The sequence below is a fragment of the Arthrobacter sp. JSM 101049 genome, assembly GCF_041679245.1.
Classification (GTDB): domain Bacteria; phylum Actinomycetota; class Actinomycetes; order Actinomycetales; family Micrococcaceae; genus Arthrobacter_H.
The window spans coordinates 102,267-117,540 of record NZ_JBGFFC010000001.1 but is presented as its reverse complement, the minus strand read 5'-3'; the positions used below and the strand labels follow the sequence as shown (position 1 = coordinate 117,540).

Genomic DNA, 15,274 nt, shown 5'->3' with positions numbered 1-15,274 from the left:
TGCCCGCACGATCAAACGAGGGAACTGAAACACCATGACGATGACCAACGACCAGGCCGAATGGTTTGCCGGCACATTCGAGAAGCTGGCCGCCAACGTGGGCCAGGCCGTGCTCGGCAAGCAGGACGTGATCAAGCTGATCCTCACGGCCATGCTCTCCGAGGGACATGTGCTGCTGGAGGATGCCCCGGGCACCGGCAAGACCATGCTGGCCCGTTCGCTGGCGGCCACCGTGCAGGGGACGAACTCGCGCATCCAGTTCACCCCGGACCTGCTGCCCTCCGACGTCACCGGCATCACCATCTACGACCAGAAAACCCAGCTCTTCGAGTTCCACCAGGGCCCGATCTTCGCCAACATCGTGCTGGCCGATGAAATCAACCGCGCCTCGCCGAAGACCCAGTCCGCGCTGCTGGAGGTCATGGAGGAAGCCCGCGTCAGCGTGGACGGCAAGACCTACACGCAGGACCGCCCGTTCATGGTGATCGCCACCCAGAACCCCATCGAACAGGCGGGAACCTACCGGCTTCCGGAGGCCCAGCTGGACCGCTTCCTCATCAAGACCTCCATCGGCTACCCGGACCGCGAGTCCACCGTCCGGCTGCTTTCGGGTGCCTCGACCCGCGACCGCTCGCTGGCGCTGAAGCCGATCATCACCACCAGCGCGATCGCCGACATGGCCGACCTGGCCAGCACCACCCACGTCGACGACGCGGTGCTGCACTACATTGCCGAACTGACCGAGCAGACCCGTGAGGCCCCCGAAACCCGGCTGGGCGTCTCCGTCCGCGGCGCCCTGGCCATGGTCCGCGCGGCCAAGGTGTGGGCCGCGTCGGAGGGCCGGAACTACGTGCTGCCCGACGACGTGAAGGAACTGGCGCCGTTCGTGTGGACGCACCGCTTCGTGATGGACCCGGAAGCCGAGTTCGCCGGGGCCACCGCCGGCTCCGTGCTGTCCCGCGTCCTGGCCGAGACCGCCGCGCCCCAGCAGCGCTCCGGCGCCAACGCGTAGGCGCTGGCGGAAGGCATCCCACCGAGCATGAGCACCCCCACCCAGGCCACCGGACGCCGCGCCAACCGGAACGCGCCCCCGGCAGCGTCGAACCGGCCGCCGCAGGCCTCCCGGCCGCCACGCGCGAAACGCGGCAGCCGCCGCACGCCCCCGGCGCAGCGCTCCCGCCTGCACCCCACCTCGCTGTGGGCCGAGATCGCCCAGCTCATCCGCCTTGAGGCCGCCCCGGCCTGGCAGCGCATCTCCGCATGGACCGCGCAGCGCCTGGAGCCGGCCACCGAGGTGGTGAGCCCCCTGGGGTGGCTGCTGGCCGCCGTCGTCCTGGTCCTGGCGGTGCTTGGCGGGATCTTCGGCTGGCAGGAGGCCAAGATCGCCGCGCTCATGGGCGCGTTGCTGCTGCTGCTGGCGATCGCGTTCATCCTGGGCCGCTCGGTGTACCGGGTGACGCTGGACCTGAACCGCACCCGGGTCGCCGTCGGCGACCGGGCCGTGGGTGGGATGGACGTGGCCAACGCCTCGCCCAAGACGCTGCTGCCGGTGTCGATGGAGCTGCCTGTCGGCGCGTCCACCGCGTTCTTTCGGATCCCGCGGCTGGCCCCGCAGGCCACGCACGACGAGCTGTTCACCATCCCCACGCACCGCCGCGCCGTCATCCAGGTCGGCCCCGTGCGCTCCATCCGGCAGGACCCCTTCGGGCTGCTGCGCCGGCAGGTGAAGTGGACCGAGGCCCAGGACCTCTTCGTCCACCCGCGCACCACCGCGCTCGGTGCCACCAGCTCCGGGTTCATCCGCGACCTGGAGGGCCAGCCCACCCGCGACCTGTCCTCCTCCGACGTCTCCTTCCACGCCCTGCGCGACTACGTCCCCGGCGATGACCGCCGGCACATCCACTGGAAGACCACCGCCCGCACCAACGAGCTGATGGTGCGCCAATTCGAGGAGACCCGCCGCTCCCACCTGGCCATCGCGTTGTCCTCGAACACGGGGGAGTACTCCTCGGAGGACGACTTCGAACTCGCAGTCTCCGCGGCGGCGTCGATCGGCCTGCAGGCCGTGCGCGAGCAGCGCAACCTCTCGGTCCTCACCCAGGCGGGGCCGGTACGCACCGAGACCGGCCGGAACCTGCTCGACGACCTCACGCGCGTCGAGGGCAGGGCCCGGCGCACCGACCTGGTGGACCTCTCCCGCACCACCGCGGACACCGTGCCCAACGCCTCCGTCTTCTTCCTGGTCACCGGCCCGGTGGCCACGCCCTCGGACCTGCGGCGGGCCAGCACCCACGTGCCCGTCGGAGTCCGCGCCTTCGCCGTCCGCTGCGGGACCGGACTGGAACCGGCCCGGGCGACCATCGGGGACCTCACCGTCGTCACCGTCGGCGACCTGTCCGAACTTCCCCTGATCCTGCACCAGGTGGCCTCGTGAACGCGTTGCTGAAGCACCTGCGCCCCCACCTGCCCACGGCCCGCCGGGCCATCGACGCCGCCGTCCTGCTCGTCTGCCTGGTTCTGGGCGTGCTGGGCCTGCACGCCGCGTTCGGGGGCAACGGCCGCTACCTCGCCGCCGGGATCGGCGGCGCCGTGCTGGGCCTGGTGCTGGCCCACTGCATCGTGCGCTACCGGCTGGCGTTCCTGCCCGCCGCAGCCGTCGGCATCGGGACCTACCTGCTGCTGGGCACCATCCTGGCCACCCCGGCCGAGGCCATCGCCGGGGTCGTGCCCACGCTGGAATCGCTGCGCATCCTGCTCGCCGGGGTCGTGCTCTCGTGGAAGGACGTGCTCACCGTTGCCCCGCCGGTCGGCATCCGCGCCGGCATGCTGGTGGTCCCGTTCCTCAGCGCCTACCTCACCGCCCTGGTCGCCGGCCTGCTCGCCTGGCGGCTGCGCTCGCCCTTCTGGAGCACGATCCCGGTCACCGCGATGTTCATCATCGGGATCGCGTTCGGCACCCGGGACGTGCCGCTGCCGCTGCTGCGCGGGCTGGTCCTGGTCATGGCCCTGGTCTGCTGGCTGGCCTGGCGCCGCCAGGTCGACCGGGCCGTCGGCCCCGAGATGCAGTCACTGCACGACGGCGGTGCCTCCCCCCTCGCCCGGGCCGGACTGCTGCGCCGGGTCGGGATGGGCGCGGTGGTGCTGCTGGTCGCCGGCGGGCTCACCGCCGTGGCCGCCCCGATGCTGCAGGGCGGTGAGCAGCGCCAGGTGCTCCGCGACGCCGTCGTGCCCCCGATCGACCTCTACGACTACCCCAGCCCGCTGATGCGCTTCCGCACCTACGTCAAGGACCAGGCCGAGGAGCCGTTGCTCTCGGTCTCCGGGCTGCCCGAGGGCCAACGGATCCGGCTGGCCGCCCTGGACACCTACGACGGCATGGTCTTCAACGTGGACCCGCGGTCCGGCGGGAACTTCACCCCCGTCGGGGACATCTCCAACATCAACTCCGCGGGCGGCGACGACCCGCTGCGGGCCCAGGGCACCCTGGACATCACCATCGAGGGCTACGACGGCGTCTGGGTCCCCGGCGGCGGCAAGCTGCTGGGCCTGGACGTGGCCGGCGACGGCGCCGGCGAGCTGGCCGGATCCCTCTTCTACAACGACGACGCCGAGACCGCCCTGTCGACCACCGGGCTGCAACGCGGCGACCACTACACCGCGCAGGTGGAGTTCCCCGTCCAGATCGACCGCAAGAAGCTGGAGGCCTACGGGCTCTCCGAGATCACCATGCCCAAGCTGGCCAACGTCCCGCAGGTGGTCTCCGGCACGGCCGCCGACATGGCAGGGGACGGGCGCACCGCCGTCGAACGGGCAGCGGCCATGGAGGGCATCCTCCACGAGACCGGCTACTTCTCCAACGGCAAGGAGAACGAGGTGCCATCCCTCTCCGGCCACGGCGCCGCGCGCATCGCCGCGCTGCTGGACGCCGAATCGATGATCGGCGACGACGAGCAGTACGCCGCGGCCATGGCCCTGATGGCCCGCGACCAGGGCATGCCGGCCCGGGTGGTCATGGGGTTCTACCCGGAGAAGTACAACCCATCCGGCACCGTGCAGCTCACCGGCGCCGACGTGCACGCCTGGGTGGAGATCGCCTTCGAGAACGTCGGCTGGGTGGCCTTCAACCCGACCCCGGACAAGGACAAGGAACCGACCCCGCCGCAGCAGGAACCCCAGTCGGTCCCGCAGCCGCAGGTGCTGCAGCCGCCGCCCCCGCCACAGGACGACGCCGACCTGCCGCCGGAAACGGCACCGGACCCCCAAGACGTCGACGAGAAGGAGGACGGCTTCTGGGCGTTCTGGGGCCCGATCCTGGCCACGGTGGGGATCATCGCGATCCCTGTGGCGATCCTGCTGCTGCCCCTGCTGCTGGTCGCCCTGCTGAAGCTGCGCCGCCGCAAGCGCCGCCGCCAGCGCGGCCGCCCCGCGGACCGGGTCAGCGGCGGCTGGAACGAGGTCATCGCCCTGGCCACCGACCTCGGCTCCCGGCCCGAGCCCAAGGGCACCCGGCGGGAGAACGCCGCGGCACTGGGCGGGGACTTCCCGCAGACCGCCGGCACCGGGGTGCTGCTGGCCCGCCGCGCCGACGCAGCGGTCTTCGGCCACAGGGAACCCTCCGAGGCGCAGGTAACCGACTACTGGAACCAGGTGGACGAACACCTCGCCGGCATGGCTTCATCGGTAGGATTCTGGGGACGCCTGCGCGGAAAGTACTCACCGCGTTCGCTGGTCCTCGACGCCACCGCACGCATCACCGCCCGGCGGGCCCAGCGCGGGGAACGCGGGCGGGCAGTCCGTAGAGTAGAGACAACCGAGGAAAAGGAGTAGCCGGTGGCCCAGAACCTGAACCTGGTCAACGCCGTGGCCGGGAAGCGCCTGGTGGCCGGACTGCTGGACATCGTCCCGGTGGTGCTCGCCTGGATGGTCTTCTACGCCGTGAACCTGTCCACGCTGGCCTCCAGAGAGTACCTGACGACCTCGGACCTGATCTCCGGGATGGCGACGTCCTCGATGCTGCTCACGGTCTTCGTCCTCGCCTACGCCGTCGCCGTCTGGGGCTGGGAAGCCCAGACCGGCAAGACGCCCGGCAACCTGGCGCTGGGCCTGCGCACCTGCGACGAGGACGGTTTCGCCCCGGGCTGGGGCAAGGTCTTCATCCGACGCCTGCTGGTCGGCCTGGCCGGGATCGTCCCCGTGGCCGGGCCGGTGATCATGCTGCTCTCCAACCTCTGGGACCCCCACCACCAGCGCCAGGGCTGGCACGACAAGGCGGCCCGCACGCTGGTCGTCGACGTGAACCAGGGACGCAACCCGATCACCACCGGCGGGCTGTTCGGCCCCTCGGCGTTCGCCCCCGGCGGCACCACCGCGCCCGGGCAGCCGGGCCATCCGGCCTACAACGAGTCCGCGCACCGCTGGCCGGCCCTGGCCCCCGAACTGGCCGATGGACCAATCACCGCGATCCCGGGTCGCGAAACCGCAGCCGCCCCGGCCCCGCAGCCTCAGCCGGCAGCGCAGGAAGCGGCCCCGGCCCCCGCGGCGCCGCAGCCTGCCCCCACGACCCCGGGTCCGTCGTCGTCCCCTGCCCCTACCCCAACCTCTTCGCCGGCCCCGGCCCGGGAGGGCGACGCGGCGCAGGCCGAGGACGACGCCGGCCATACCCAGTTGCGCACGCAGACTCCGGCGCAGGCCGCTTCGGGGGCACGACTGCGCTTCGACGACGGTCAGGTCCTGGCATTGGCCTCGACCGCGCTGGTGGGCCGGAACCCCGCGGCGCGGGACGGCGAGGACGTCGCCGAATTGTTCAACTACGCCGACATGGGCCGCTCCGTGTCCAAGACGCACCTGCACCTGGCGGCCGACAGCTCCGGGGTCTGGGTCACCGACCGCAACTCAACCAACGGCTCGGGCATCGCCGGGCCCGACGGCTCCCGCCGTCCGCTGGTCCCGGGGCAGTCCCAGCACGCCGGGCACGGCGAGACCGTGTACTTCGGCGACCGGTACTTCACGGTGGGACCCGCATGAGCGGCGCCGGAGCGGGCCCCGCGGACGGGGCCACCGGCGACCAGATCGCCCTGGTCTACGGCTTCGCCACCGACCGGGGACTGCGCCGCGCCCTGAACGAGGACGCCCTGCTGGCCGAGCGGCACCTCTTCGCCGTCGCCGACGGCATGGGCGGGCACGAGGCCGGCGAGGTCGCCAGCAGCCTCTGCGTGGGCACGTTCGCCCGCGGCCAGGAGCAGGCCGGGGAGTGGCTGACGCCCGAGGACCTGCAGGACTTCATGGTCTCCGCCGACCGGGCCATCCGCGAGGCCGCCGGATCCCGGGCCGGGACCACCGTGTCCGGCGCGGCACTGGTGAAGCAGGGCGAGGCGCCCTACTGGCTGGTCTTCAACGTCGGGGATTCGCGGACCTACCTGCTCTCCGGTGACGGGTTCCGGCAGGTCACCGTGGACCACTCCGAGGTCCAGGAGATGGTCGACCACGGCGAGATCACCGCCGAGGAGGCGCTGACCCATCCGCGCCGCAACGTCATCACCCGGGCCCTGGGCACCGGGGACGACAGCGTCGCCGATTTCTGGATGCTCCCGGCACGGCCCGGGGACCGGCTGCTGATCTGCTCCGACGGGCTGACCAACGAGGTCTCCGACGCCGCGATCCGCGACGTGATGCTCTCCCGGACCCCGCCGCAGATCGCCGTCGACGACCTGCTCCAGGCGGCCTTGCGTTCCGGGGGCCGCGACAACATCACGCTGGTCATCGTCGACGTACAGCTCGAGCACGCCGACGACGAGTCCGCCGACACCGCTCCACGGGAACGGATCGAGGACGGCATGACCAAACCACGCCTGGGGGGGAGCACGGAATGAGCAACCGGATCACCTACCAGCCCGGACCGTGGCTGGCCCTGGTGCGCCACGGCCACCTGGTGCTGCTGCCCGAGGGCACGGATCCCGGCCACGTCCAGGACCTGTGGGAGGCGCTGCAGGACGCACCCTCGGTCGAGACGCTGCTGTCGGCGGTGCTCTCCGCCCGCGGGCTGGCGCTGACGGGGATGGACCCCTTCGGGCTCGTCAGCCTCGAATCCGATGTGCACACGATCCTGCGCGGACCGGTCTCCCTGGCCGCCGAGGGCCGCGAGCTGAGCACCCACGTCAATGGCCACGGCGTCACCACGTGGATGGAACGGCGCATCCCGCGCCAGGAAAGCCTGGACATCGCGCTGGACGATGTGCTGCGCAAGAACGATGGCGGGGCCCCGCCGTGGCTGCCCATCGTCGAGGGGATCATTCCCTTTGGACGCCTGCATGTGGACCTGCCGGAGGAGCAACCCGGGGAGATCGAGCCCCTCTCGGCCCCGCAACCGATCGTCGAGCCCACGGTGGCGGAACCTGCCGCCCCACCGGCCGCCGGTGCACCTGCTCCCGTCGGATCCGCGGATGCCGAGGACGAGCGTTCCGTCGAGCCGTTCCAGGACGAACCGGATCCTGAGTCCGGCCAGGAGCCCGACACCCGGACGGACGACGGGCCGGAGGCCGAGCCGGCACCGGAACCGGACTCCGAACCAGAACGGGACGCCGATCCGGAACCGACACCGGACTCCGAACTGGAACCGGACTCTGAACCAGAGGAGCCGCAAGAGGCCGCCCCGGAAGCCGGGTCCGACAACGGGGCGGGCGCCGACGGCGACGCCGACCCCACCGGCGGGGACGCGGGCGTTTCCGTCGACGACGCGGACGATGCGAACACCATCCTGTCTGCCGCTGCCTACACGCCGGCTCCCGCGGTCGTACCGGCGCCCGTCCCACCGGCGCCCGTAGCCGCCGAGGACGAACCGGTCTCCGACGACACGATCGCCGGTCCCCATACCACCGACGAGGAGCTGCCCGACCCCGAGGAACTCATCGACGCCGTGCCGTGGCTGGCGGCAGCCCGTGCCCAGGACCGCGCCGAGGAGCAGGCCGGGACCCCGGACGACGACCAGGCGGAGGCAACCGATGACCAGCCCACGATCGCCTCGGCACCGGCCCAACCGGCCACCGATCACGCAGCGGGGACCGGCCGCCCCGGCGGTGCCAGCCGTGCTCCTGACCGCGCGTCCGGCCAGCCCGTCGACGGCGACCACGACGGGGACACCGTCATGCGTGGGGACCTGCCCACCCAGGTGCTGCCGGCGACCCCACCGGCCAGCGGGACCGGGCACAACCCGTCCACCGGACCCCAGGTCCTGGGACGGCTGTGCCCGGCGGGACACGCCAACCCGCCCACCTCGTCCTCCTGCGCGACGTGCGGGGCGGGGCTGAACGAGGAACCGCTCGAAGTTCCGCGCCCCTCGTTGGGCCGGATGGTGATCTCCGGTGGCGAGACGGTTGAACTGGACCGCCCCGCCGTCGTCGGCCGCCAGCCATCGGTCAGCCGGTCGGCCAGCGGGTCGATGCCGCGTGTCGTGCAGGTCAAGAGCCCCAGCGGGGACATCTCCCGTTCGCACCTGGAGGTCCAGCTGGAGGGCTGGCACGTCATGCTGCTGGACCTGAAGGCCACCAACGGAACCCTGCTCGTGCGCTCCGGGATGCCACCGCGCCGGCTGGGCCACGGGGAGAAGCTGATGTTGCTCGACGGCGATATCGCCGACCTCGGCGACGGAGTCTCGTTGCGGTTCGAGGGGCTGCTGTGAGCGGTAAGCGCCCACCGGCACCGCCGCCGTCGATCGAGGGGTTCGAGTACCTGAACCTGCTCGGCTCCGGGGGCTTCTCGGATGTGTACCTGTACCAGCAGGACCGGCCCCGCCGGAAGGTCGCGGTGAAGGTGCTGCTCTCGGACCTGAAGACCGAAAGCGCGCGCAAGCGGTTCGAGTCCGAGGCCAACCTGATGGCCCAGCTGTCCTCGCACCCCTACATCGTGACCATTTTCGAGGCCGACATCACCGCGGAGGGGCACTCCTACCTGGCCATGGAGTACTGCTCGCGCCCCAGCCTGGACGTGCGCTACCGCCGCGCCCGCCTCGGCGTGGACGAAGTCCTCTCCGTCGGCATCCAGGTCGCCTCCGCCGTGGAGACCGCCCACCGGGCCGGCATCGTGCACCGCGACATCAAACCCGCGAACATCCTGGTCACCGACTACAACCGCCCGGCGCTGACCGACTTCGGCATCTCCGGCACCACCGACGCGCTCGACGACGAGGCCGGGTTGTCCATCCCCTGGTCGCCACCTGAGGCCTTCACCGGCGGCTCGCCCAACGGCGTCCGCATGGACGTCTGGTCGCTCGGCGCGACGGTCTACACCCTGCTGGCCGGGCGCTCCCCGTTCGTCCGCGCAGGGGCCGACAACTCGCAGCGCGAACTCATCTCCCGCATCAACACCGCGCCCCTGGCTCCGCTGAACCGCCCGGACGTCCCCGCCGCGCTGGAGCAGACGCTGGCCACCAGCATGGCCAAGAACCCGGCAGCCCGCTTCGAATCGGCCCGCGACCTGGCCCTGGCCCTGCAACGCGTCCAGGCCGAGCTCGGCCTGTCGGTCACCGCGTTCGAGGTCATGGAGGAGCCCGCCGCCCGCGACGACCAGGGCGACGAGGACGACGGTGGCGAAGCCACCCGGGTGCGCCAGGTCGTCTCGATCGATCCCGAGGCAGCGACCGGCTCCGGCGGTCCAGGTGGGACCACCGGCCGTTCCTGGGCCGGGCCGGACTCCGGACCCACGGTGCATCGCCCACCACGGCACGACGGCGGTGCCTCCTCCGGCGCCCCAGCCCCCAGCGCGGGTGCCCCCGGGGAAACGGGGCCGGGTGCCCCGGACGACGCCACCATCATGCGTGGCCGCCTGCCCGACGGGTCGCTGGCCGGTTCACGGCCCCGCCAGCCGGACGACCGGTCCGCGGACGGCTCCGACGGGACCTCCGGCTCCCGCCCGCCGGCGTTCGCCGCGGGGGAGGAGCCGGGCGCCCGCGGATGGGTCCCCCAGGTGCCCCCGGGAAGCCGGGTCCCGCAGGTGGAGGGCCAGCGCTTCCCGACCGGGCTGGTGGCCGGCATCGGCGCGGTGCTGGCCATCATCATCGCCGGGATCTTCGTCGTCGCGGCACTGAACCGCGGAGTCCAGGACAACCAGGCCGCCTCCGGCCCTTCGCCGAGCCAGGGCCCGGCCGACGCGCTGCTCGGCCACGAGGGGGTCGTGCCGAAGGTGGAGGGCTTCGCGGCGACGACGGAATCGGGCAAGGTCACGTTCACGTGGAAGAACCCGGAGCCGCAATCGGGGGACGTGTACTACTGGGCACCGGTCACCGCGACGGAGCAGGGCGAGAACCGCAAGGCCGAGCAGCCCACGGCCACGACGCAGAAGGTCGAAGGGGCGCCGACCTGCATCCAGGTCGTCCTGGTGCGAACCACCGGCAAGGCCTCGGATGCCAGCAGGTACTGCGCCGAACGATAGTCTGGATGGTGGATAATCCTGGAGGACGACCAATAACGCAGGGGGCGCGAAGCATGGCCGAAGTGAACATAGATTTCTGCGGGGAGTGGTTTCCCGTCGCCGATGAGCAGGTCTTCACCATCGGGCGCGAAGGCGATCTGGAGATCGACGACAACCCGTACCTGCACCGCCGCTTCCTGACCGTGGCGTGCTACGACGACATCTGGTGGCTCTCCAACGTCGGCTCCCGTCTGTCGGCAACCATCGCCGACTCCACCGGGGGACTGCAGGCCTGGGTCGCGCCCGGGGCGCGCATCCCGCTGGTCTTCGGCCAGACCAACATCGTCTTCACTGCTGGTCCCACCACCTACGAATTCTCCGTCCACCTCACCAAACCCGCCTTCCGTCAGGAATGGAGCGCTGACGACGGCGACGGCCAGACGACCATCGGCCCGGTGGTGCTGACCGAGGCACAACGCGCCCTGGTGGTCGCCCTGGCCGAACCGATGCTGCGCCGCGACGGGACCGGCCTGAGCTCCATCCCGACGTCTGCCAAGGCCGCCCAACGCCTCGGCTGGCCGCTGACCAAGTTCAACCGCAAGCTGGACAATGTCTGCGACAAGCTCGACAAGTCCGGGGTGGCGGGGCTGCGCGGGGGCGCGGGCAAGCTTGCCACCAACCGGCGTGCCCGCCTGGTCGAACACGCGGTCACCTCGCACCTGGTCGTCCCGGCCGACCTGCCCCTGCTTGACGCGGAGCTGAACGCCGACGACTGATCCGGCGTCCTGCTGTTCCCGACCGACGGAGACGTGCTCGGCAGGCCTCGTCGAGTCCCCGGTCTTGATCCATGGATTCGGTCTTCCGGAGCACTGTTTGGAAGGCCGGCGTCGTGGCGGTCCTTCCACGGCGTGCAGAGCGGCATGCTGAACGGGGAGTCGTCGATCCAACGCGCAGTGCCTCATGTCAATGTGCTCGCCAAATTCAAGTGCGTGCCTCATCTAAAATGCTCGCCAAATGCTCATGCCGCGTGACCCTGGGAGTAGGTCTTGGTGGCGGCCAAGCGGCAGCGCCTTCGCGCCTCTCAGTTGAGGAATGAGGGCGCGATCTCGTCTATTAAGGGAAGGTGTCCGGGCTTCCAAGTAGAGATTTTTCCCTCCACGCGTCTCGATCTCCCAGCAGAGCCGCTCCAGGCATTTGGCGCGAGCACGTTCCTGACGCTTGGGATCAAGCGGGCCGGCAGCGACCACTACATGATCAAGCTTCAAGTCCGCGATGGCCCTCGCCGAGTGGAGCTTGTCCTTGTGTTCCAGGTCCCTCCAGTGCAGTTTGTGACCGGTCGTGTTGACGGAACGTATCGTTTCGCGCGCCAAGGCAGCGGCCGTAACGACCGTGAGAACGGCGCCAAGTAGAAATATCGGTGCGGGCACCCCGACAGAACGCATGCTCTCATCGCCCCATGCGTAGATTGCTTGGTTACTGTCGGCTGCTTCTTCCATGCTCCTTCTTCTTGTCGATTCCGACCTGCGGTTGAACGCTATACGCATACTGCAGGAATCCACATCGAGACCGCAGCCGAACCGGACGAGGTGTGCATAGCCGTCGTGTGTTCCGGGCCTGCGGGCCCCGTGCCGCGTCTGCTCCCACCCATCGGTCCGGTGGGGCAAGATAGGAGGGTGACGAAAACCGAGCAGAACACCCCGGACCGTTCCACTTCCGGCTCCGCCGAAGGCGCCACGACCTCGGCCGGCGAGGAGGTCATCCCCGCCGAGAAGCTGCGTGAGGAATACCAGCAGCTGATCGACGACGTCCGCCGCTACCGGATCGCGTACTACGTCGAGGACAACCCGATCGTCTCCGATGCCGAGTTCGACGTTCTGTTCCGGCGGCTGGAGGAGATCGAGCAGCTCCACCCCGAGATCGTCTCCAACGATTCGCCCACGCAGGAGGTCGGCGGCGAGGTCTCCGCCGCGTTCTCCCCGGTGAAGCACCTGACCCAGATGTACTCGCTGGAGGACGTGTTCTCCCTCGAGGAACTCACGGCCTGGCTCGAACGCGCCACCGTGAATGCGGGCAGCAGCGCTCCGAAGCACCGGCTGCGCTGGCTCTGCGAGGTCAAGATCGACGGTCTGGCCATCAACCTGCTCTACCGCGACGGCAAATTGGTCCGCGCCGCCACCCGCGGCGACGGCACCACGGGCGAGGACGTCACCCACAATGTGCTGACCATCAAGGAGATCCCCACCGAACTGGCCGGGGACAACTGGCCCACCGAGGTCGAGGTCCGTGGCGAGATCTTCTTCCCTTCCCAGAAGTTCCGCGAATTCAACGAGGCCCTGCTCGAGGCCGGCAAGCCCGAGCTGGCCAACCCGCGCAATGCCGCCGCCGGATCGCTGCGGCAGAAGGATCCGGCCGAGACGGCCAAGCGCCCGCTCGGGATGTACGTGCACGGCTTCGGCGTGCGCGAAGGCCTGGACGCGGCCTCCCAATCGGAGACCTACGAGCTGCTCAAGGCCTGGGGCCTGCCGGTCACCCCGTACTCGCAGGTGGTGGAATCCATCGACGAGGTGCTGGCCTACATCGAAAAGTACGGCGCCGACCGGCACTCGCTGGTCCACGAGATCGACGGGATCGTCGTCAAGGCCGACTCCTTCGCCATCCAGCGGGCCCTGGGCTACACCTCCCGGGTTCCCCGGTGGTCGGTGGCCTACAAGTACCCGCCCGAGGAGGTCCACACCAGGCTGCTGGACATCCGCGTCAACGTCGGGCGCACCGGACGCGTCACCCCGTACGGCGTGATGGAGCCGGTCAAGGTCGCCGGCTCCACCGTGGAGATGGCCACCCTGCACAACCAGGACGTGGTCAAGGCCAAGGGGGTGCTCATCGGCGACACCGTGATCCTGCGCAAGGCCGGCGACGTCATCCCCGAGATCGTCGGGCCGGTGCTGCCGCTACGGGAGGGCCGCGAGGACGAGCTGCACGAGTTCGTCATGCCCACCCACTGCCCCTCCTGCGGGACGGCCCTGGCCCCGGCCAAGGAGGGCGACGTCGACATCCGCTGCCCAAACGCGCAATCCTGCCCCGCCCAACTCACGGAACGTATCGCGCACCTAGGCGGGCGCGGTGCGTTCGACGTCGAGGCGCTGGGTGAGGAGGCGGCACTGGCGCTGACCGTGGGTCCCGGCCCCGACCCGGCGGAGCACGAGGGCATCGCCCGGCCCTCCGGGCCCGGACCGATCACCAACGAGGCGCAGGTCTTCGACCTGGCCACCGGCCACTCCGACGACACCTTGCGCGCGGCCCTGGCCGAGGTGAAGGTCTGGCGCGAAATCCGCAAAAAGGGAGTCGCCACCGGCACCTTCGAGCTGGTCCCGTACTTCTGGAGCAAGGGCAGCGAGAAGAAGCCCTCGGCGCCGACCTCCAACACCAAGAAGCTCTTCGACGAGCTGGAGAAGGCCAAGACCCAGCCGCTGTGGCGGGTCCTGGTGGCCCTGTCCATCCGCCACGTCGGACCGACGGCCTCGCGCGCGCTGGCCACCCACTACGGGTCCATACCCGCCATCCAGAAGGCCGTCACCGCCGAGGACGCCGTGGAGAAACTCGCCGATGTCGACGGCGTCGGTCCCATCATCGCCGAGGCGCTCATCGAATGGTTCGCCGTGGACTGGCACCGCGGAATCCTCGACGCCTGGGCCGCCGAAGGCGTGCGCATGGAGGACGAATCCCACGGCCAGACCGAACGCACGCTCGAGGGTCTGACCATCGTGGTCACCGGCTCGCTGGAGGGCTTCAGCCGCGACGAGGCCAAGGAGGCCATCATCACCCGCGGAGGCAAGGCGTCCGGCTCCGTGTCCAAGAAGACCAGCTACGTGGTCGCGGGTGAAGCCGCGGGATCAAAGCTGGACAAGGCCCAATCCCTCGGCGTCCCGGTCCTGGACGAGGACGGCTTCCGCGCCCTGCTGGAGAACGGACCCGCGCCCGCCGCCGACGAATCCACGGACGACGAATCCACCACCACCGATGGAGACACCGCATGAACCAGGCGCCCGAAACGACCCCCGACCTGGTCGACGAGCTGCTGGCCACGGCCCGCCGCGCCGCAGCCGCCGGAGCCGCGGTGCTGGCTGCCCGCCACGGCGTCCACATCGAGGCCGACACCAAATCCGCCGCCGGGGACTGGGTCACCGACTACGACCGCCGGGCCGAGCAGGCCGTCCGCGAGGTCATTACCGCCGAGCGCCCGCGCGACGCGATCACGGGCGAGGAATACGGGAGCACCACACCGGCCGACGCCAGCCCGTACCGCTGGTCGATCGACCCGCTGGACGGCACCGCCAATTTCGTGCGCGGCATCCTCTACTACGCCACCTCCGTCGCCGTCGCCGGGCCTGCACCGGAGGGCACTGGCGGGCAGGTCTGGCTCGCCGGCGTCGTGCAGGCCCCAGCCCTGGCCAGCACCTGGTGGGCTTCCCGCGGTGCCGGTGCCTGGCTCGGCGGCACCGATACCGGGGACGACGCCGGGGCACGCCGGCTTTCCGGGCCCGTATCCGGGGCGGCAGGGGCCCTGGTGTCCACGGGGTTCGGCTACGACGCCGAGCGCCGCGACTTCCAGGTCCAGGCGCTGGCCGGGCTGATGCCCGGCTTCGCCAACATGCGGCGGATAGGCTCGGCTGCCCTGGATCTGTGCATGGTCGCTGATGGCACGCTGGACGCCTACGCCGAATTCGGCACCGGCGAGCACGACTGGTCCGCCGGGGCGCTTATCGCCGAGGAGGCCGGCTGCCCGGTGCTCCGCCCAGACGGCGATCCGGGCTGGCAAGCGGCCGGCTACGTGGACTTCACCCGGTTGCCCGCGCCGCCGGTCGGCTGACGCCTC

At 70.7% G+C, this 15,274-nt stretch carries 11 protein-coding genes; 10 read left to right on the top strand and 1 reads right to left on the bottom strand.

The features are described from left to right. The first annotated feature begins 34 nt into the window (after positions 1 to 34). Genes AB8M85_RS00540 through AB8M85_RS00505 form a run of 8 tightly spaced genes read left to right on the top strand, consistent with a single transcriptional unit; the run spans position 35 to position 11,177 of the window. Positions 35 to 1,012: an AAA family ATPase gene (locus tag AB8M85_RS00540; protein ID WP_372696823.1), complete on the top strand. Its 978-nt coding sequence runs from the start codon at positions 35 to 37 to the stop codon at positions 1,010 to 1,012. Positions 1,013 to 1,039: 27 nt separating this feature from the next. Then, positions 1,040 to 2,434: a DUF58 domain-containing protein gene (locus tag AB8M85_RS00535; protein ID WP_372696822.1), complete on the top strand. Its 1,395-nt coding sequence runs from the start codon at positions 1,040 to 1,042 to the stop codon at positions 2,432 to 2,434. Beyond that, positions 2,431 to 4,827 (top strand): transglutaminaseTgpA domain-containing protein, encoded by a 2,397-nt coding sequence (locus AB8M85_RS00530; RefSeq protein ID WP_372696821.1) that lies wholly within the window; start codon positions 2,431 to 2,433, stop codon positions 4,825 to 4,827. Before AB8M85_RS00535 ends, AB8M85_RS00530 begins: the two co-directional genes overlap by 4 nt. Positions 4,828 to 4,830: 3 nt before the next feature. After that, positions 4,831 to 6,024, top strand: coding sequence for an RDD family protein (locus tag AB8M85_RS00525; protein WP_372696820.1), 1,194 nt, complete (start codon positions 4,831 to 4,833; stop codon positions 6,022 to 6,024). Further along, positions 6,021 to 6,869, top strand: coding sequence for a PP2C family serine/threonine-protein phosphatase (locus AB8M85_RS00520; RefSeq protein WP_372696819.1), 849 nt, complete (start codon positions 6,021 to 6,023; stop codon positions 6,867 to 6,869). The genes AB8M85_RS00525 and AB8M85_RS00520 overlap by 4 nt, the downstream gene beginning before the upstream one ends. Then, positions 6,866 to 8,674 (top strand): FHA domain-containing protein, encoded by a 1,809-nt coding sequence (locus tag AB8M85_RS00515; protein WP_372696818.1) that lies wholly within the window; start codon positions 6,866 to 6,868, stop codon positions 8,672 to 8,674. The genes AB8M85_RS00520 and AB8M85_RS00515 overlap by 4 nt, the downstream gene beginning before the upstream one ends. Then, positions 8,671 to 10,422, top strand: coding sequence for a protein kinase (locus AB8M85_RS00510; RefSeq protein ID WP_372696817.1), 1,752 nt, complete (start codon positions 8,671 to 8,673; stop codon positions 10,420 to 10,422). The genes AB8M85_RS00515 and AB8M85_RS00510 overlap by 4 nt, the downstream gene beginning before the upstream one ends. A 53-nt stretch (positions 10,423 to 10,475) precedes the next feature. Then, positions 10,476 to 11,177 (top strand): hypothetical protein, encoded by a 702-nt coding sequence (locus AB8M85_RS00505; protein WP_372696816.1) that lies wholly within the window; start codon positions 10,476 to 10,478, stop codon positions 11,175 to 11,177. A 222-nt stretch (positions 11,178 to 11,399) separates the two neighbouring features. Here the strand turns inward: AB8M85_RS00505 and AB8M85_RS00500 are convergent, their stop codons facing one another. Further along, positions 11,400 to 11,897, bottom strand: a complete 498-nt coding sequence (locus tag AB8M85_RS00500; protein WP_372696814.1) for a hypothetical protein — start codon at positions 11,895 to 11,897, stop codon at positions 11,400 to 11,402. Between the two features lie 177 nt (positions 11,898 to 12,074). On the opposite strand from AB8M85_RS00500, the gene ligA reads away from it, so the two are divergent. Together ligA and AB8M85_RS00490 are read left to right on the top strand one after the other, a co-directional pair. Next, positions 12,075 to 14,435 (top strand): NAD-dependent DNA ligase LigA, encoded by a 2,361-nt coding sequence (gene ligA, locus AB8M85_RS00495; protein WP_372696813.1) that lies wholly within the window; start codon positions 12,075 to 12,077, stop codon positions 14,433 to 14,435. Then, a complete protein-coding gene (locus AB8M85_RS00490) occupies positions 14,432 to 15,268 on the top strand; it encodes an inositol monophosphatase (RefSeq protein ID WP_372696812.1) in 837 nt (278 codons plus the stop codon). Before ligA ends, AB8M85_RS00490 begins: the two co-directional genes overlap by 4 nt. The last annotated feature ends 6 nt before the right edge of the window (positions 15,269 to 15,274 follow it).

Coding starts and splice junctions, on each gene's coding strand:
- AB8M85_RS00540 (WP_372696823.1), top strand. CDS start 35: ATGACGATGACCAACGACCAGGCCGAATGGTTTGCCGGCACATTCGAG.
- AB8M85_RS00535 (WP_372696822.1), top strand. CDS start 1,040: ATGAGCACCCCCACCCAGGCCACCGGACGCCGCGCCAACCGGAACGCG.
- AB8M85_RS00520 (WP_372696819.1), top strand. CDS start 6,021: ATGAGCGGCGCCGGAGCGGGCCCCGCGGACGGGGCCACCGGCGACCAG.
- AB8M85_RS00515 (WP_372696818.1), top strand. CDS start 6,866: ATGAGCAACCGGATCACCTACCAGCCCGGACCGTGGCTGGCCCTGGTG.
- AB8M85_RS00505 (WP_372696816.1), top strand. CDS start 10,476: ATGGCCGAAGTGAACATAGATTTCTGCGGGGAGTGGTTTCCCGTCGCC.
- AB8M85_RS00500 (WP_372696814.1), bottom strand. CDS start 11,897: ATGGAAGAAGCAGCCGACAGTAACCAAGCAATCTACGCATGGGGCGAT.
- AB8M85_RS00490 (WP_372696812.1), top strand. CDS start 14,432: ATGAACCAGGCGCCCGAAACGACCCCCGACCTGGTCGACGAGCTGCTG.